Here is a 17,785-nt window from a genome sequence, read left to right as displayed (position 1 = left end):
CCTGTCGGGAAGGCCAGATCAGGAAAGCCAGGCGGTCGAAAGACGTTTGCAGGCTTCCAGCAGTTCGGCCTTGTCCCTTGGCGCCGTGACGCAAAGCCGGACGCCATCGGACTGCATTCTGCCCGCACAGAAGGTCGATGCGGGCACGAGATCGACCCCGGCAGCTCTTGCCCTTGCGGCGAGTTGTTCCCCGTTCCAGCCCTTGAAGGGCGTATTGTCTCCGGCAGGGATCCAGAGGTGGGGGGCGGCAGGATTTTTTCTCAAAGGTGCGAGACCAAGCCGTCGTCTGACAAGTGTCTGGCGTGCCCGCGCTTCCTGCCTTTGCCATTCCATATGCTCATCGACTGCACCGCTCTCGATCCAGTCACAGGCAAGCTCCAGCATCAGGGGCGCGGCCATCCAGCTTGTCACATGAATCAGTTCGTCAAGGTCCACATTTGTGGCCATGGCATGTTGGGATTTGACGGCATCGATGGTGACAATGATATAGCCGAAGCGGAGCCCCGGCGCGACCAGCTTTGACAGACCACCGACCAGTATCGCACGCCCTGCCAGTTGCAGGCTCAGGGGCGGCAGGTTCGAGAATCCGCCATAGACATCCTCCTCGATGACAAGCAGGTCAAGCTTTTCGGCCATCTCGGCAATCTCGTTGCGGCGGGTCCGATCCATGGTGCTGGCGGTGGGATTTTGCAACATCGGACTGACAACCAGAATGCGGGCACCGGTGGCTCTTGATGCGCGGTCAAGATCTTCGGGCAGGATGCCCCTGTCATCCATCGACACGGGTACCAGCCGCAGGCCCATTTGCCGTGCAGCCACCTTCATGCCCGGAAAGGTCAGTTCTTCCACCAAGACCGGCAAATCGGGCTTGGCGATCAATTGCAGCGCGGCAAACAGAGCGGCCTGCGCACCTGCGCAAGGGAATATCTGCTCATTCTTGGGATGAAAGCCGCGTTTGAGGCAAAGCTGCTTGACCGCCTCGCGGCTGCGCTGGATGAGCGAGGAGGCGTGATAGCCCATCATGCTGGCCAGATCGTCCCGTTGCATGAGGGCGGCGAAACAGCTCTTCACATGGTCGTTGGAGAAGGCTTGTGCGGGCTTGATGGTGGACAGGTCAATGACATTTTCTTCGTTGGCACGATCAATGGCATAAAGCTGGGCGGCGGAGTTTCCGGGCAACACATAGGTCCCGCGCCCCACCTCGCCAGCAATGAGGCGCAGGCGCGTTGCTTCCTTGAAGGCCTCTGTCACGGTCGAGAGATTGACATTGAGAATCCAGGCCAGATCGCGCTGGGTGGGAAGCCGCGTACCCGGCTTGAGAACGCCATTCTTGATATCCTGCTGCATCGCCTCGACAATGGCGCGATATTTCGCTCCCTTGCAGCCAGCAATATCAGGGCACCAGCTCGCCTTTTGCTCTTTCATCAAAGTGGCTTTCTGTTCTTTGCTTCGAGGTTGTCAGGGCTTTTTGCATCGCAGGATCCTGCCACCCCCTTCAGGCCCGGCCCGAAAGACTATTCGTCAATTGTATGGAATGCAATTATCTTGCACCCCATACAATTTATGATTTGAACCATACAATATCCTTTGTCATGATTTTTGCAACACAGACTATAGGCCAGAAGCCTATTATTGCGTGCTCCCTTGGCGGCTGCGCAATAGAGACCGGAAAAAGGAAAGCCCTCATGCTCAGTTGTCAGGATTTTGAAAAAGCCGAAGCGATTGTCTATCGTTCCATGTCTCCGACCCCCTGTTACAATTGGCCTATTCTGGCAGATACTCTGGGTGTCGACATTTTCATGAAGCATGAAAATCATACGCCCATCGGGGCTTTCAAGGTGCGGGGCGGGCTCGTCTATGCCAATCGCCACAAGGCCCGGTTTCCCGAAGGAACAGGCCTTATCTCGGCAACCCGTGGCAATCATGGCCAGAGCCTTGCCTTTGCGGCAAGGGTCGAGGGGCTGAGCGCGACCATCGTGGTGCCAAAGGGCAATTCGGCAGAGAAGAATGACGCCATGCGCGCTTTCGGGGCAACGGTCATCGAAGCGGGCGAGGATTTTGATACCGCTGTCGAAATTGCCAAACAAATGGCCGAGCGTGATGGGCTGCACATGGTGCCATCCTTTGATGAAGACCTTGTCGCAGGCGTCGGCACCTATAGCTACGAAATGCTCAAACAGCATCCCGATCTTGATACCGTCTATGTGCCGATCGGCAAGGGGTCGGGCATTTGCGGCATGATTGCCGCGCGCAATGCGCTCAACCTGAAAACCAAGATTGTCGGTGTCAATGCCGCGCGGGTTGATGGCTATGTGCGTTCCTTCGAAGCGGGCCATTTGTGCGAAGCAGACCGGAGCGACACCTTTGCCGACGGGTTGGCCGTGCGCGTTCCGGACGCGGATGCCCTTGAGATCATCCTCAAGAATGCCGAGCGGGTTGTCGGGGTCGAAGAGGATATGGTGGCAGATGCCATTCGCCTGATTTTCCGCGCCACACACAATGGAGCCGAAGGAGCCGGAGCAGCCTCGCTTGCAGCCCTGATGACGGAAAAAGACAAAATGGCCGGCAAGAAGGTTGGCGTGGTGCTCAGTGGCCACAATATCGACAGCGACTGGATGGCTCAGGTGCTCGACGGCAAAACACCAACCGTTTGAGCGGCGGCCCCATCTGAAAGGCCCGGACAAACAAGGCCAGACATCTCATTGTCCGGCCTTTTGTTCTGCTTGTTCTGCGGGTGCCTTCGCACCTTGTCCTAGAAAAACAATTCAGGCTCGCTCAGCATCAAATGCTGGATGAGCAGGATTGTCTTTGCGTCTCTCAGACGCCCCTGTAGAACCGCCTCGCCCAGTTCATCCAACGCGATTTCCTCGACGATGATGTCCTCGCCCTCATGGGCAAGGCCCCCGCCCGCATGCGTCCGATCCGCAGGGCTGTAGGATGCGATGAAGCCGTATATCTTCTCGGTCAGCGTGCCCGGAGAGGCATAGAAGGCGGCGACGGGTTGAAGATCATTGATGCGAAAGCCAAGCTCCTCTTCGGCTTCGCGCAGCACGGTCTGCTCCGGCGTCTCGCCCGGATCGATGAGACCCGCGGCGACCTCCAGGATCATCGGGTCCTGTTCCCTGTTATAGACCAGCCCGGCCCGCAGCTGGCGCACCAGCATCGCCACATGGCGCTCGCGGTCAACGGGCAGTACGCAAACCGCTTCGCCGTGATCATGAATTTCGCGAATGACGGTATCCTGTTCTCCGTCCAGGCGTCGATAGGTCATTTCGCAAGACGACAGCTTGATAAAACCATCATATTTCAAATCACAACGCGTGAATTTGGCGTTGGGAGCATCCTGGCGGGGTAGGAATCGATCTGTCATCTAGACATGCCTTTGAAAGGGTCCTCAAGGGGAATGAGTGATAGGGGTTGCTCTAGCGCGCTCCGAACAGCATGGTTCGCGCTTCAAACGCACTGGCGAGGGGACGCCCGAGCCGATCCGAGAGATCTTTCAGGCTGGCAGCCTGCTCGGCCTGAGACGGGAACATTTCCCCCTCGGCAGTGTGGAAATTATAGGCCCAGCCGGGTGCGATCTGGCCACCGAGGGCCATCGCTGCGGCAAGGGATGCTGTCTCCTTAAGGCCAAATGCGGCCACGGACCAGACCACCTTGCTCAAAAGATGCTGTTTATCCAGTCTCTCAAGAAAGGGACGCAACGCGTGGGGGTCGCTTTGCGGCCGATCGCCATCATCGCCAAGAATGAACAGCAATGCGCGGCACATCTCGGGAATGACACCATATTGACGGAAGGCGTAATACCAGTCGATGTCAGCCGGATCGGTCATGGCAAATTGCACGCCGATCTTCAGATCAACGCACAGATCAAGCAAATCGCGCGCCCTGTTTTCATCATCCTCGTCACCATCTCGGGGGAAAACCGCAGAAAAGGGCAAAAGACAGGCATCCGGCTTTGCTGCGGACAAAACAGCCGCGCTGTCGGCAACCGATTGAGGGGACTGCAAGTCGAGTTCGAGCTGCACCAGCATTGCCCCGGACGAAACCTGTCGCAACGCGTCAACGAGGGATCGACAGATATCGGTATCAAGGCTGGCCTGACCAGACGGATTGCGGGCGGAACAGGAGAAGACCGGAACGCCCACTTCTCTTGCCTGAAGGGCGGTGGTTACCAGTTCGGCTTGTGAGAGGGGCAAGGCAAGATAATCTCTCTTTGACCGCTTCAGACCATTCGCACTCAAGGCAACAACAAGCGGTTTTGGTATTTCAAACATCCATCAATCGTCCAACGGCAAATTGTTTTAGCGTATATAAAAAGCGACAAATGCCAACTTAGCGCCAAACGGGCAAAGGGCAAAGGGTAAAACCCGGTTTCAACCGTCTAGATGACGCCTCAGGAACCATGTTTTGCACTCCATGGTCCATTCTGCTGGCAAGTTGGGTGCCTTGCGCTTTGCCAAACTGGTTCAACTTTTGTAAGAAGTATCAAGAGTGTTTGCCGGTCGCCCCTCACATGCCCTGGGGTTTGTCTGGCGGCCGCCTGACAAAAGCAAGCAAAGTGAACCGACATGACACTGGATGATTTGCGCCAAGACCTTTGGGACAGCTATGCGGATCTCTCGCCGCAAATGAAGGTGGCAGCTTCCTATATTCTGGAAAATCCGGCGGATGTCGCCTTCAAGTCCGTGCGGCAACTGGCCAAGGCGGCGGATGTCCACCCCTCGACCATTGTTCGTCTGGCGCAGGTAGTCGGCTTCTCGACGTTCGAACCTTTCCGCGCGGTGTTCCAGGACGGAGTACAGGCAAGGGAGGTCCGGTTTGAGGAACGCGCCGCGGCCTTGCAGAAGGATGGCCGTTGGGACGCGGATTCCCAGATCTTCTTTGATATCGGCAAGGCGACGCTCGGAAATCTCACCAGCCTGTTCCAGCCGGATACGCAAAAGGCCGTTCAGAGGATCGCCAACGAGATTCTGAAGGCAACCCGCGTCTATGTTGCGGGCTATCGATCTTCCTTCGCCTTTGCCCATTATCTGGCCTATGCGGGCAAGATCGCGATGCCGAAAATGCAGTTGCTTGAAAGCCCTGACGGTTCGCATTTCGATGTGCTCGGGCAGGCCAATGACAATGACCTGATCATCCTGTTCACCTTTGCCCCCTATGCATCCGAAGGGGGGCGCCTGCTGACGGTCGCCAAGAAGCGCGGCTGCAAGATCATCGCGATCACCGACACCATGTCGTCACCCGCTGTTCCCTTTGCCGATATGGGCCTGTTCGTGCCCATGACTGGCCCGCAATTGCTGCCCTCGCTCGTACCTGCGGCATCAGCCTGCGAGCTGATACTGGCCGAATGCACACGGTTGGGCGGATCCTCGGTGGTGGATAATCTGCGCGCCTTTCGCGATCAGGTTCATGCGGTGGAAGGGTATCTCAGCCCACTGGAGCCAGCCATTTCGCTGGATGAGGACGAGGATCTGTAGAAAAACACGCGCTTTGCATCCCTCTTCCCTCCCTTCTCCCTCCCTTCTGAAACTCCCTCCCGTTATGCCCTTCGTTGCCTGCGCCTGCGAGCGTTGCTATCGGCTTTTTTAATCCTTGATTAACGCTGTTTGCACAAAAGCCCCATGCCGTTTTGATTTGCCTGCATTTGCGACCACCCGGATTAACCGGATCTTGCGCCCTTGGTCTTATTCTCTTGGTAATCGGCTTTTTTGTTTCGCGCGAATGCTCACCCAAGATCTGGTGCATCCATGTCCAATTTGATTGAATTGTTTTCCGGCCACTCCGCAAACCTCCAGCAAGGGGCGGCATTTGCTGCAACCGCTTCGATGGCATCTGGCCAGACCGAGCATTCGGACAGCACGGCAAGAGACTTGTTGTCGCGTCACTATCATGATGGGCATATTCACTTCTGCTCGGGCTGGTCCAGCGGCCTGTCCACCGCATTGATGGCATGTGACATAAAACCCGAAGACGAAATCATCGTGCCCGCGCTTGCTCCGGTCGGGATTGTTCAGGCGATTCTGCTTGCCAAGGCTCGCCCGGTTCTGGTCGATGTTGCCGCAGACACACTGCTCGTTGAACAAAGCGCGATTGCCAATGTTTTGACGGAGCGGACCAAAGCCGTTGTGGTTTCCCATCTTTATGGTCAGATCGTTCAAACCGATGCGCTGCATGAGCATCTGAGGGAAGAAGGGATTGCGCTCATCGAAGATGGCTCTGATGCCTTCTGTGCGATGGCAAACCATCCCCGGCCAGTGGGCGCATGTGATATTCATGTCGGCTGCCTGCCCGGCTACAGGGAAATGGAAGGGGACATTCCCGCCTTTGTCGTGACCCGCAATGCCGAGATGCATGCACGACTGCGTTATTGGAGCGATCAAGGCGATCTGTCAAACCGCCTGATGGCAGCCGCAGAAGGCCCGGCCCATGACGCTCCCTTTGTCGACCTGCTCTCGGAGCTGACCAAAGAGCAGGACACAGAGCTTGCCAATACAATCATAGCGATCAATGAGGAACAAAAGCTCATCGACAGCCATGTCGGTTTCTATGACGAGGCTCTCGGCAACCTTGGCCTTCGCAGCCTTCCCCGACCCCGGAATGAAGGGCGCCGCCTTTGCAGCTATCCGGTCCATATTTCGCCCGAGAAAAAAACGGTCTTGTTCGAAAAACTGTATCAAGCGGGCTTCATGGTATATCAGACTTATCGCGATATTGGACGGTTGCGGGCCTTTAAAGACTCAATTCTGAGTGATTCCCTCGACAATAGTACCTATTGGAGTGCTGGAGCCTTCACTTTACCCACAGGAAGCATGTTATTTGCGGGTGAAGAACACGTATTAGTCGAAATGATTAGAAACACGCTTGAGAGCTAGCCGTCTTTACTAAATATTACCTATGTTATTTTACTTATATACATTTGATCAATGCGTAATATGTCAATAACATCAAGTATCTGTCATATATCCTTCATACAGGCAAAATTAATACCACAATTTCTTATACAACTATGTTTTTGAATATGTCTATGAATATAACCATTCCAAATTCATTAAACAGAACAGATGTCTTAGACTAAATAATGTATTAGTACGATCAAAATCAAAATAATTATTTCCCAGCGTTGCAGTAGCATATAATGAGATGTAACTTTTCTTTCAGAATACAAAGTACCTGACTGTTTAGACACATGACTGGGGGTGCCTAATGGGACGACCAAAAGAATTTGACTCAGAAGTAGTACTTGATGCCGCCACGAATTGTTTCTGGGCCGATGGAATATCAAGAACTTCTATAAGCTCATTGGTCGATGCTATGAAGATTCAGAGATCGAGCTTCTATAACAGCTTTGGATCAAGAGAAGGAATTCTTGCGACTGTTCTTGAACGCTATATGGAAAAATCTCCATTAAACAGTCTGATCAAGAATGAGGCCGGCCCCGACGATATTCAACCAGAAATTGAGCTTATCGATCTGCTTCTGGATTTCAGCCATTTCCTCGTTGAGGAAGGCAATGGTCGGGGATGCCTGATTTTCAACGGACTGGCCGAGCTGCGGGCTCAGGACGGGCAGATCTTCGAGATCTTTCAGGATTACTACACCAACCTGACTGGCGGCCTGTCGCGGTTGCTTGACCGGATCAGGGCCGAAGCAGGCGCGGGTGACACACTTGGACATATCAGCCTGCATCATGTTCTCTGCATCCTGATCGGAATGGCACATTATTCCAAGCTTGATCCGACAGAAAACCGGCTGTCACAAATCGGTCTCGATCAATTGTCCGGCCTGTCACCCTATTTTGCAGCCCAGATCAAAAATGACGAGGGATCGCGGGCAACAGAGCGTCGCCTGCTCAATGCCGCACGCATGCGTGCATGAGCTGTTCCTGAGCTGAAAAATCTTCTTTCCCCAGTCAACCCTGCAAGTCCCGGCACTTGCAGGGTTTTTTGCTTCCATTTGGCTGCCCTTTCGCGTCGGTTTCCCTCTTGATCCCGCCTTGATCGACAAGCGACTTGAAATTTCTCCTCGCCTTGGACAGTCTCCCTGTAGCAAACACACTGATTCACAAGCGATTCCCCCGCCTCCCTTCGCCGCAACATGGCCCGGAAGTCCTGCGTTGGGCTGCGGTGACTTGCCCGGAATCGCCAAGAGGCAAATATGGACTGGTCCAGGGAACAAGAAGCGGCGCTCAAGGCTGTCAACGATTGGATAAAGCGCGGGGATGAGCCTGTGTTTCGCCTGTTCGGCTATGCAGGCACGGGCAAGACGACGCTGGCCAGGCATCTTGCCGAAGGGGTGGACGGCCATGTGTTGTTCGGAGCCTTTACCGGCAAGGCAGCCCATGTCCTGCGCCAGAAGGGATGTGCCGGGGCCAGCACCATTCACGCCATGATCTATCGTCCGGACACCAGCGATGACGAGGAAAGAGAGGATGATGTTCCCGCCTTCGTCATCAATCGCGACAGTCCGGCTCACGATGCAGATCTGATCATCATCGATGAATGCTCGATGGTGGACGAAATGCTCGGCTCGGATCTTCTGTCTTTCCGGAAACCGGTGCTGGTATTGGGCGATCCGGCACAATTGCCGCCGGTCTCGGGTGGCGGGTATTTCACCGATGCAGACCCCGATGTCATGCTTACGGAGATCCACCGTCAGGCGCGGGACAATCCGATCATTCGGCTGGCGCAGGATGTGCGAGAGGGCAACACCATTGACTATGGCGACCATGGCTCGGTGCAGGTCATCGGCAGGCGCTCGCTCGATACGGATCTGGTTCTGGACGCCGATCAGGTTCTGGTGGGGCGGAATGTTACCCGGCAGAAATATAACAAGCGCCTCAGGGAATTGCAGGGTTTCGAACTGCCCTACCCTGAAGTGGGCGACAAGCTTGTCTGCCTGCGCAACAATCACCAAAAGGGTTTGCTGAATGGCGGCATCTGGATGGTGGACAAGGTGACCAGCCGCAAGGGCAAGGAAATCAAGGTGCGCGTGTCACCGGAACTGGGACAGGACGGAGGCGGCCGGGTTGCGCTCAAATTGCCCAAAATGCTGTTCGAGGACCATGAAGGCGAATTGCCCTGGTCCGTTCGCAAAAAGGGCGATGCCTTCGATTATGGCTACGCCCTCACCGTGCACAAGTCGCAGGGCTCGCAGTGGAACGATGTCATGCTGTTTGATGAAAGCTGGGCCTTTCGGGAAAATCAGCAGCGCTGGCTCTATACCGGCATCACGCGGGCAGCCGAGCGCTTGACGATTGTCAGATGACAGACGGATCAGGCAAAGGCGGTTGGCACCGAAACCGATGAAGCACCGGCGTCGGCGGCTCCCTCGCCGGGGCGACGGGTAACGGTTTCCCTTGGAGCAGGGCCGTAATAGCTGTCTGTTCTGACGAATGGGCGGTCCATGGAGGTCGCCGCAACAATCCGCAGATACATGTCTTTTGCCGAGAATGGCTTTCTGAGAAATTCATGCACGCCAAGTTGTTTGGCTTCCATGATGCGATGCTTTTCGGCGTAAGACGAAATCATGATGATCGGCACGGTCCCCATCGGATGGTTGGGATTTCGCACCAGCCGAACCAGTTCCGGCCCATCAAGGATCGGCAGCACCCAGTCAATGATCAGGACATCCGGCGAGAGCTGCTCGAGCTTTTCCAGCCCGACCCCGCCATCTTCAGCCTCGAAGATTTCGCGCACGCCAAGTCCTTGCAGAATCGTGCGGATAATCGTGCGCATATATGCGCTATCCTCAATTACCAGCACTCTTAAAGCAGAAAGGACTGTGACCGACATGAATTGCTCCGCGCACGCAAGCATTTGGCGTTTGACAACCAAATGGATAGATAGCGGGACAAGTTTAGATGAAAAGCCTTTATGAATCTTTACTTCGCCATTTAAACCTTTAACACACAAGGAACGGGCCTATTCCACCCGCCGCTTTCGCCCGGTGGATATCAGATTGATACTGCAACAAAGGGGCAGAAACAGGCCGCAGCCAGACACAAACAGACGTGTTTTTGCCCATGATTTGCCCATGACAAGGGAAATGGCAGCCGTTTCAAATCATGCGGCATTCCGTCAAACATGACCGGATTGTTACCTGCGCCTTAACAATTTGTAAGCCTTCAAATTCTTGACAAATCTCAACGCGATAAAGCAAAGTGTCGCTAATAATCGCCCTTGCACAAAGAGCTTGGGGATCACAGACCAAACCATGTGATAGATTGATCGTAACCTGTTACACAGGCTTTGAAACAGACCGACCGGTTCGCTTTATTGGACCAGAAACAAGCGGATACAAATCGTATGCAGTATCTTGATTTTTTTGAGGATGCCGTGTCTTCCCTGAAGGCCGAAAAGCGCTATCGCATTTTCGCCGATCTGGAGCGACAGGCTGGCAGGTTCCCACATGCGATCTGGCGAGCGGACAATGGGCTTGAACGTGAAATTCTCGTCTGGTGCTCAAACGACTATCTTGGCATGGGACAGCATCCCGACGTCATCGCGGCAATGAGCGAGACCGCTCACAAGATGGGAACTGGAGCGGGTGGAACGCGCAATATTTCGGGAACCAACCATCCGCTTGTCATGCTTGAGGCGGAACTTGCAGATCTGCATAACAAGGAAGCCGCGCTGGTCTTCACATCCGGATTTGTGTCCAACGAAGCAGCCATTTCGACGATCGCCAAGCTGCTGCCCGATTGCCTCATCCTGTCCGACGAGCTGAACCACGCATCGATGATCGCGGGCGTCAAGAGTTCCGGTGTGCCAAAACAGGTTTTCCGCCATAACGATATGGAGCATCTGGAAGAAATGCTTTCGGCAGCAGGCAAGGATCGCTCCAAGCTGATCGTCTTTGAATCGGTCTATTCGATGGACGGCGACATTGCTCCGATCGAGAAAATCTGCGATCTGGCCGACGAATATAACGCAATGACCTATATCGATGAAGTGCATGCAGTCGGCATGTATGGCGCACACGGTGGTGGCATTGCCGAGCGTGAGGGTCTGATGGACCGGATCGATGTGATCGAGGGAACCCTTGCCAAGGCATTCGGCACGCTGGGCGGTTACATAACGGCCAAGGCTCCGATTGTTGATGCGGTCCGCTCCTATGCACCCGGCTTCATCTTTACCACCGCCATGCCCCCTGCCCTCGCGGCGGCGGCACACAGCTCTGTCAAGCATCTCAAGACGAGCCATTCTGAGCGCGACATGCAGCAGCGTCAGGCCGCTCGGACCAAGGAGGCTCTGTCCAACGCGGGGCTGCCCGTGATGCCATCCGAGACCCATATCGTGCCGCTGTTTGTAGGCGATCCCGACCTTTGCAAAAAGGCCTCCGATATCCTTCTCGACACCCATGGCATCTATATCCAGCCGATCAATTACCCAACTGTTCCGCGCGGCACCGAACGCCTGCGCATTACGCCAACGCCATTCCATGATGATGGTCTTGTCGACGGGCTTTGTGAAGCTCTGGATGATGTCTGGCAGCGTCTGGGCCTTCCGCGCATCGAGCCGGGCACTGTTTATGACCTCTCGGACCAAAGCGATCCGGAAATGAATGACCATGCCGATCAGGTCGTCTTCAAGGTCGCCGGAGGCTAAGACCCGGGCCGCAATCGACCCGTTTTCCTTCTTGAATGGCACCCTTTGCATTTGTTGCAATTGGTGCCATTTTCATGCGTACTTCTCCTTTTAGTAGCAGCAACCAAGACAATTCTACCGAATACAGGTGTAGTTCTAGCGCTTTTCCGTGATCCTCCTACAATCGCGTTGCAACAACAAACACGAGCGGGCACGCCCGGATATCGTGTTTTGTCCGAAATTGGTTGGAGTGAAGTCATGTTTAAATACGTCTCGAAAATTGCGCTTGTTGCTCTTGCATTGTCCTGGGCTCTGCCCGCGAGCGCTGCATCTTATTATGTCCGCTGGGACAAAGTTGGTGGCGGATGGACCACTGGCTGGGTTCAGCAAAGCTCTGGTGACCCCAATGCCGGCAAATGCGGCAACTTTGACACCTACAAAGTGAGTTGTGGATGCGACAATTCCTGTGGCTGGTATGGCAATGGTGCCCGCATCACGCATTATCCAAATGGTTGCCATGGGAATCGCTGGACACTCGTTTGCCGGGTGAAGCGCCAGTAGAGGCGCAGCCAAGCTTCTCTCCGGCAGGCTGATAGTCGGCCGGAGAAATTCCTGTCCTCGATCTGACAAAGATACCCCGCCGATGGCGGGGTTTCTTTCTTTTCATCTCGTTCCGGGCAAGACGCCGAAGCACTTTTTACGCGTTCAAGGGTCCGGCGTCGCGTCCGCGATCTCTGATCCACCCTGAATGCCCGGCTGGCTTGGCTGGAAAAACTTTTAGGCGAAAGCTCACGTGTTGGAGAATTTGATCGTCAGAAGTCTGGCTGCAAGGCCGAGGAAAATGACGCCTGCAATGCGATGCATGACGATCTGAGCCCGTTCCGATCTCCTTAGCCAACCGCCGAGCCATGCGGCGCTGAAGCTCAGGAAGACAAAGATCAGAAAAGTTACCAGATCAAAGATCACGCCAAGGCTCATCAGTTGCAAGGTAATGGACCCGGCCGAAGGATCCGTGAACTGAGGCAGGAAGGCCAGAAAAAAGATCGCAACCTTGGGGTTGGACACATTCATCACAATGCCCCTTGCATATAGATGGAACATGCCCGGCCCTTTGTGCTCTTCCCCGCCCGACCGGAGGTTGCTGCCGCCAGCCCTGAAAGCCTGCCAGGCAAGATAGACCAGATAGAGAGCACCGGCGAATTTCAAGGCGGTGAAGGCCACTTCAGAAGTCTGGAACAGGACGGCAATGCCGATGGACACAAGCACCGTATGGACCAGAATGCCGGTACATACCCCGAGGGTGACCATGATGCCGGACTTGCGTCCCATCAGTGCCGATTGGGTGAGAATGAAAATGTTGTCTGGCCCCGGCGCAATGCCAAGCAGAACGGAGGTGGCGACAAACAGCGATAACGTGTCGAGCGAAAATAACATGGTCTCTACCCTTCCTGACCTTGTGTCGCCACGTTCCCGGTGGTGGCATCGGCTTCCTTTACGGCTTCGTGCTCTGCTGTCTTCTCGCGGTATTTTTTCCAGCTCAGCCGTAGCCACCAGCCAGCCCCGGCAGCAACTGCAAAGGCAGCAGCGAATCCAAGGCCATCATTTGCCAGTTCAGCGAGTTCGGTCAAGCGGTCGGCGAAAAAATATCCCGTCAGGCAGTAAGCCGCGACCCAAAGGGCCGCCCCGACGATGGAGGCCACTGAAAAGTGAAGCCATTTCATGCGGGTTGCACCACTGAGATAATTGATCCACGGCCCCATGGGGCTGATGATGGTATGGGAGATCAAAACCGCAAGGACACCCCGTTTCCTGAGCATCTCTTCGCCACGCCCGACCATAGGGCCCGCTCTTTTGGACCTGCGAAAGCGGTCAAGAAGCCCAGGCCCCGCCATATGGGCAATCCGAAAGGCAAGCTGATCGCCAAGAAGAAACCCCACATAGGCCGCGGCCATGGCTTCATAAAGATTGATATCGCCTGCGGCGGCAAAGGATCCGGCCGCGATCACCAGCATCGAGCCCGGAAGAGGCACTGCCATGGATCCGAGCGCCAGCGTGAAAAAGATCACCCACAGGCCATAGGTCGGAATAAGGGCAAGGATCGTCTCGATCATGGGTTCGTCCTGTCCTTGTGCGGTTTGGTGCCTCCCAATTTGCCTGCCTGCCCTTGCTGCTCAACTCTCTTGCGCAGATCTTGTTCCTGCTCGCGCAATCTCTCGTCGCTCACAAGTTGTTGCTTGGCCTCCCTGATTCGAGCCTCCAACTCGGAGAGGGAAATTCCCAACTGACTGGTCACATCCTTCAGCCTGACTCTCTTCTTCTCCTGCCGCACCTCGTCAAGCTGCATGACTTCGCGAATGATGTGCGGTGGCAGATGGTAACTCATGCCGACATATTTCGGCGTCATCCAGGGCTCGAGCGTCTGATTGCGATGGACGGGATTGTGAAAATAGATGGCACGCGCGGTAAAGCGGACACCGAAAAAGGCAAGGAACAGCAGCGCCACAATGAAAGCGACCAGGGCAATGGGTTGTTCTTTCCAGAAATATCGCAGCGCTTTAAGCATGATGTTTCGTCCTGTCCCGTCTCGCCGTGAGGATCGCTAGCTTTTGCCGGCAGGATCGCTTTTCCGGCTTGCATTAATCTTTGCCTGCTCTTCAGGATCAAGATCGGAATCATCCAGAATGCGATAGGCAGCCCCTTGCATATCCTCATATTGATTGGATTTCAAAGACCACAGAAAGGCAACAAGCCCAAGCCCTCCCAGCAAGAGGGCAACGGGAATGAGAAACAGCAGGGCATTCATCTGTCAGTCGTCTCCTGTCTTTGCAATCATGTCGTCATTGGACGCGATACACCCTGTTTAGCAAGCAGGGCACAACAATCAAACGAGATTTTTGTAATCAATCTTATCCGCTCTCACCCGTCTGTCGCACGAGGGGCCTGGTCCTGCAAAGCCTGATCATAGGCAACATTGTCGGTAAACCAGGAATCCCCCTTGGCGCGGGCTCGCAGCGCATTGATGGTAACCACCAGAGAAGATGCCGACATGGCAACCGCTGCAATGAGCGGGGTGACAAAACCGGCAATGGCAAAGGGTACCGCAACAATGTTGTAAAGGGTGGCAAGAGCCAGATTCTGTTCCATGATGACGCGAGCCCGCTTGCCGATATCAAGGCTGTGAAGAACCGGAGCGAGTTTCTCGCCAAGGAACAGAGCATCTGCTGCGGCCTGACTGACATGGGCTGCGGTGACCGGGGAGAGCGAGACATGGGCACTGGCCAGTGCGGGGGCATCGTTGAGCCCATCGCCAACCATCATGACCATGCGGCCCCTGGCTTTTTCCGCTTCGATCCGGGCGATTTTCTCAGTCGGGTTTATCCCTGCGTAAAACACGTCTATCCCAAGGTCTCTTGCAATGATCTCCACTGCCCTTGGCTGATCCCCCGAAAGGATCATCAAATCGAGATTGCGGGCCTTCAGCGCCTGGATAACCTCGCGCGCATCGGAACGCAATTGTTGCTCAAGGGCAAAAAACAACCGGGGGGGCATCACCGCGTCGGAAGGCAATGAAAGAGGCCTGTGGATGCTGTTCCTTGACAGCCGGGGCCTGCTTTTCAGCGCCGCAAAACTCAATGGACCCCAGGCGGATCTCTTCTCCGTCATGCATTGCAAGAAGGCCCTGCCCTTTCTCCTCTCTTGTATTTTCCATCGGGCGAATATGTCTGTTCATCGTGGCGATAGCAGCCGAGAGCGGGTGGCTTGATGCCTTGGCAAGCGCAATGGCCAGCTTCAGGCTCTCTTCATCACAGATTTCGGGATTGGCGATCCCTGCGCTTGGTCGGGTCAGGGTGCCGGTCTTGTCGAACACCACCATGTCGACCTTGGCAAACCGTTCCAATGCATCGGAACGGTTGAGCAGAACCTTGTTGCGAAACAGCGAGCCGGACGCCACGACCTGCACGGCCGGGATGGCGAGCCCCAACGCGCAGGGGCAGGTGATGATCAGAACCGAGATCGCGATCACCAACGAGGGTTGCCAGCCGATGCCGTAGAGCCACCAGGCGATGAAGGTAAGCGCAGAGGCGGTGTGAACGATGGGGGCATACCATTCGGCCGCCCGATCGGCCAGTTGCCGATAGCGGGATTTGGCTTCCATGGCATCATCAATGAGGCGATTGACCTCGTCAAGCAAGGTGCCTTTTGCTGCCGCAGTGACGGAAATGGTCAGAGCGCCCTCGCCGTTCAGCGTTCCGGCATAGACAAGATCTCCGGAAGCAACGGGCATGAAGCCGGTTTCACCGGTGACAAGGCTCTGATCGATTTCGGAGCTGCCGACCAGCACCGTGCCATCAACAGAAAGCCGCTCACCGGGGCGCACGAGCACCCGGTCACCCGGTTCGATCCTGGACAGGGGCACTTCGCGCAAGCCCTCATCGGCAAACAGCTTCATTGCCGTCTCGGCCTTCAAAGCCGTCAGATTTTCTGCAAAAGCGCGGGTCTTGAGACGCATCATCTGATCAAGCCAGCGGCCAATCAGGAGGAAGAAAAGCAGCATCAGAGCGCTTTCGAAATAGGCTTCCTCCTGATGCTGGATCGTTTGCAGAACCGAGAGGAACAGCGCCAGAATGACCCCGATGGAAATCGGCACATCCATGTTAAGATGCCCCTTGCGCAGCACGCGCCAGGCAGAGCGGAAAAAGGGCTGGCCCGCATAGGCTGCTGCTGGCAGGGTTATCACGGCGGAAAGCCAATGGAAGAAATCGCGGGTTTCGGGCGTGATGTCCGACACATTGCCCGCCCAGACCGAGATCGACAGCAGCATGACATTCATTGCCGCAAAGCCAGCCACGGCCATGGCCCGCAACAGACGTTTATTCTCCCGAACTTCGTCACTTTTCACCCGGCCGGGATCAAAGGGATGAGCGCCATAGCCCAGATCCTCCAACCGCTTGAGCAGTGTTTCAGGGTCTGTCTCATCCGGATCCCAGGTAACCGCAAGGCGATGAGAGGACAGGTTGACACGGGCATTGGCAACCCCGTCCAGATCCATCAGCCCCCGCTCGATCCGTGTCATGCATGCCGGGCAATAGATCCCCTCAACGGCAAGAGCAAGCTTTTCGTTGCCATCGGCTGCCTTTCGGAAAAGGCGCTCCAGTCGCGTTTCATGTTCTGCTCGGGAATCATGGCAAAATCCGCATGCTGGTATTCCGTTCTTGCCGGAATAACGAAGGGAGAGGTCTTTGCAAAACGTGTCGATCAGACGTGATCATGAGGATATGGGGCGAGTAGCACGCCCCTCCCTTGCGACAGAGGGCATTAATTCAGGGTGACAATCTCATTGGTCTGGAATTGCAAGAGACCCTGTTGCAGCGCTTCGATCTTCACGCGCCAGCGGCCCGGAGAGAGAGAGCCGATGGCGGCCCGGTAGAGCCCGTCAGACGATGGTGCCAAGGTCAGGTGATGGTCGAAATCTTCTGTTGCAGGCCTGCCAACATTGGCAAGGATCGTGAGATCCGAGAGCGGCGCACCCTTGTCGTCCCGAGCATCAATCGAGAGCAGCACATCCTTTCCGCCTTTCTCGAAACTGACCGCCAAATGCCAGTTTCTGGCGTCCTGTGCGGCGGCCTGCTTCAGGGTCTTGTTGTAATTCTGGCTCGCTTCATAGGGGCTGTCCTCGACCACACCGGGCCAGGTGGAGCGGGCATAATAGACAAAAAAGCCGTTGGCTATGAACATGACGCCAAAGAATCCGAACAGCCAGTAAAGCACATGTCGGCCTGTCAGTTTCTTTTCGCCCTTTTCAGACTTGGTTCCCATGGAATTTGTCATTGCCCTTTTTGCTTTCCTGAACATTCCAGAGGCATTATGCGCCCCTCAAGACAAAAATAAATAGAGGCTTTTGGCGCATGCCGAAAGCCTCTATTTGCACTCGATAGCACCGATCTCACGGCGCCTTGAAATAGTCGGTCACGCTCTGCGCCTCACCGGTTTCAACATCCCGGATGTTGAAGGTGATCGGCTGCGATTTGTCGAGCTCTGACCTGGCAGGCGCGAAGACCTGAACGCGCAGTTCCTTGGTGATGTCCTGTTCAATCGGTACGATCAGTTTTCTGCTGTCATCGGGCTTTCGACATGCCAACAGCATTCATCGAGAAGCCTTCCGGCGCATCGACGAGCGAAAGCTCGAATTCCCGTGC

19 protein-coding genes are annotated in these 17,785 nt (G+C 55.3%); 7 read left to right on the top strand and 12 right to left on the bottom strand.

The window, feature by feature from the left end:
* Window positions 1-18: 18 nt before the first annotated feature.
* Entirely contained in the window at window positions 19-1,425 is a 1,407-nt protein-coding gene (locus tag ACHZB8_RS04980) for a PLP-dependent aminotransferase family protein (RefSeq protein ID WP_316859061.1), read from the bottom strand.
* A 260-nt stretch (window positions 1,426-1,685) separates the two neighbouring features.
* Between ACHZB8_RS04980 and ACHZB8_RS04975 the strand changes: the two genes are divergently transcribed.
* On the top strand, window positions 1,686-2,654 hold the full coding sequence (locus ACHZB8_RS04975) for a threonine dehydratase (RefSeq protein ID WP_316859060.1): 969 nt from the start codon (window positions 1,686-1,688) through the stop codon (window positions 2,652-2,654).
* 98 nt (window positions 2,655-2,752) lie between these two features.
* On the opposite strand, the gene ACHZB8_RS04970 is transcribed toward ACHZB8_RS04975, so the two are convergent.
* Both ACHZB8_RS04970 and ACHZB8_RS04965 read right to left on the bottom strand, forming a co-directional pair.
* On the bottom strand, window positions 2,753-3,370 hold the full coding sequence (locus tag ACHZB8_RS04970; RefSeq protein WP_316859059.1) for an NUDIX hydrolase: 618 nt from the start codon (window positions 3,368-3,370) through the stop codon (window positions 2,753-2,755).
* Between the two features lie 52 nt (window positions 3,371-3,422).
* Entirely contained in the window at window positions 3,423-4,277 is an 855-nt protein-coding gene (locus ACHZB8_RS04965) for a 3-keto-5-aminohexanoate cleavage protein (RefSeq protein ID WP_316859058.1), read from the bottom strand.
* Window positions 4,278-4,571: 294 nt separating this feature from the next.
* Here ACHZB8_RS04965 and ACHZB8_RS04960 point away from each other — a divergent pair, with 294 nt between their 5' ends.
* The 4 genes from ACHZB8_RS04960 to ACHZB8_RS04945 all read left to right on the top strand — a co-directional run bounded on the left by ACHZB8_RS04960 (window position 4,572) and on the right by ACHZB8_RS04945 (window position 9,267).
* Complete coding sequence (locus ACHZB8_RS04960; RefSeq protein WP_316859057.1) at window positions 4,572-5,480, top strand: MurR/RpiR family transcriptional regulator; 909 nt, start codon at window positions 4,572-4,574, stop codon at window positions 5,478-5,480.
* A gap of 270 nt (window positions 5,481-5,750) precedes the next feature.
* Entirely contained in the window at window positions 5,751-6,875 is a 1,125-nt protein-coding gene (locus tag ACHZB8_RS04955; RefSeq protein WP_316859056.1) for a DegT/DnrJ/EryC1/StrS family aminotransferase, read from the top strand.
* Window positions 6,876-7,206: 331 nt separating this feature from the next.
* The gene (locus ACHZB8_RS04950) at window positions 7,207-7,878 is read left to right on the top strand and encodes a TetR/AcrR family transcriptional regulator (protein ID WP_316859054.1); all 672 of its coding nucleotides are present in this window, start codon (window positions 7,207-7,209) and stop codon (window positions 7,876-7,878) included.
* Window positions 7,879-8,157: 279 nt separating this feature from the next.
* A complete protein-coding gene (locus tag ACHZB8_RS04945) occupies window positions 8,158-9,267 on the top strand; it encodes an AAA family ATPase (protein WP_316859052.1) in 1,110 nt (369 codons plus the stop codon).
* Between the two features lie 8 nt (window positions 9,268-9,275).
* Here ACHZB8_RS04945 and ACHZB8_RS04940 read toward each other — a convergent pair whose 3' ends face one another.
* Window positions 9,276-9,794 (bottom strand): response regulator, encoded by a 519-nt coding sequence (locus tag ACHZB8_RS04940; protein ID WP_316859051.1) that lies wholly within the window; start codon window positions 9,792-9,794, stop codon window positions 9,276-9,278.
* Window positions 9,795-10,307: 513 nt separating this feature from the next.
* Between ACHZB8_RS04940 and hemA the strand changes: the two genes are divergently transcribed.
* Both hemA and ACHZB8_RS04930 read left to right on the top strand, forming a co-directional pair.
* Window positions 10,308-11,609: a 5-aminolevulinate synthase gene (gene hemA / locus ACHZB8_RS04935; protein WP_316859050.1), complete on the top strand. Its 1,302-nt coding sequence runs from the start codon at window positions 10,308-10,310 to the stop codon at window positions 11,607-11,609.
* 237 nt (window positions 11,610-11,846) lie between these two features.
* A complete protein-coding gene (locus tag ACHZB8_RS04930; RefSeq protein ID WP_316859047.1) occupies window positions 11,847-12,149 on the top strand; it encodes a hypothetical protein in 303 nt (100 codons plus the stop codon).
* A gap of 228 nt (window positions 12,150-12,377) precedes the next feature.
* Here ACHZB8_RS04930 and ACHZB8_RS04925 read toward each other — a convergent pair whose 3' ends face one another.
* The 8 genes from ACHZB8_RS04925 to ACHZB8_RS04890 form a co-directional block, all read right to left on the bottom strand.
* Window positions 12,378-13,022 carry a LysE family translocator gene (locus tag ACHZB8_RS04925; RefSeq protein ID WP_316859045.1) on the bottom strand — a complete coding sequence of 215 codons (645 nt, stop codon included), beginning with the start codon at window positions 13,020-13,022 and terminating at the stop codon, window positions 12,378-12,380.
* A gap of 5 nt (window positions 13,023-13,027) precedes the next feature.
* On the bottom strand, window positions 13,028-13,699 hold the full coding sequence (locus tag ACHZB8_RS04920) for a DedA family protein (RefSeq protein ID WP_316859044.1): 672 nt from the start codon (window positions 13,697-13,699) through the stop codon (window positions 13,028-13,030).
* Window positions 13,696-14,151, bottom strand: coding sequence for a hypothetical protein (locus ACHZB8_RS04915; protein WP_316859043.1), 456 nt, complete (start codon window positions 14,149-14,151; stop codon window positions 13,696-13,698). Before ACHZB8_RS04915 ends, ACHZB8_RS04920 begins: the two co-directional genes overlap by 4 nt.
* Window positions 14,152-14,187: 36 nt before the next feature.
* Window positions 14,188-14,391 carry a cbb3-type cytochrome oxidase assembly protein CcoS gene (gene ccoS, locus ACHZB8_RS04910; RefSeq protein WP_316859041.1) on the bottom strand — a complete coding sequence of 68 codons (204 nt, stop codon included), beginning with the start codon at window positions 14,389-14,391 and terminating at the stop codon, window positions 14,188-14,190.
* Window positions 14,392-14,504: 113 nt separating this feature from the next.
* The gene (locus ACHZB8_RS04905) at window positions 14,505-15,101 is read right to left on the bottom strand and encodes an HAD-IC family P-type ATPase (protein ID WP_316859040.1); all 597 of its coding nucleotides are present in this window, start codon (window positions 15,099-15,101) and stop codon (window positions 14,505-14,507) included.
* 7 nt (window positions 15,102-15,108) lie between these two features.
* The gene (locus tag ACHZB8_RS04900) at window positions 15,109-16,662 is read right to left on the bottom strand and encodes a heavy metal translocating P-type ATPase (RefSeq protein ID WP_316859039.1); all 1,554 of its coding nucleotides are present in this window, start codon (window positions 16,660-16,662) and stop codon (window positions 15,109-15,111) included.
* Window positions 16,663-16,904: 242 nt separating this feature from the next.
* A complete protein-coding gene (locus tag ACHZB8_RS04895) occupies window positions 16,905-17,417 on the bottom strand; it encodes a FixH family protein (RefSeq protein ID WP_316859038.1) in 513 nt (170 codons plus the stop codon).
* 115 nt (window positions 17,418-17,532) lie between these two features.
* Complete coding sequence (locus ACHZB8_RS04890; RefSeq protein WP_316859037.1) at window positions 17,533-17,733, bottom strand: hypothetical protein; 201 nt, start codon at window positions 17,731-17,733, stop codon at window positions 17,533-17,535.
* Between the last annotated feature and the right edge of the window lie 52 nt (window positions 17,734-17,785).

Origin of the sequence: uncultured Cohaesibacter sp. (assembly GCF_963556055.3) — a bacterium.
GTDB lineage: Bacteria > Pseudomonadota > Alphaproteobacteria > Rhizobiales > Cohaesibacteraceae > Cohaesibacter.
This window is presented reverse-complemented; position numbering and strand designations above follow the sequence as displayed.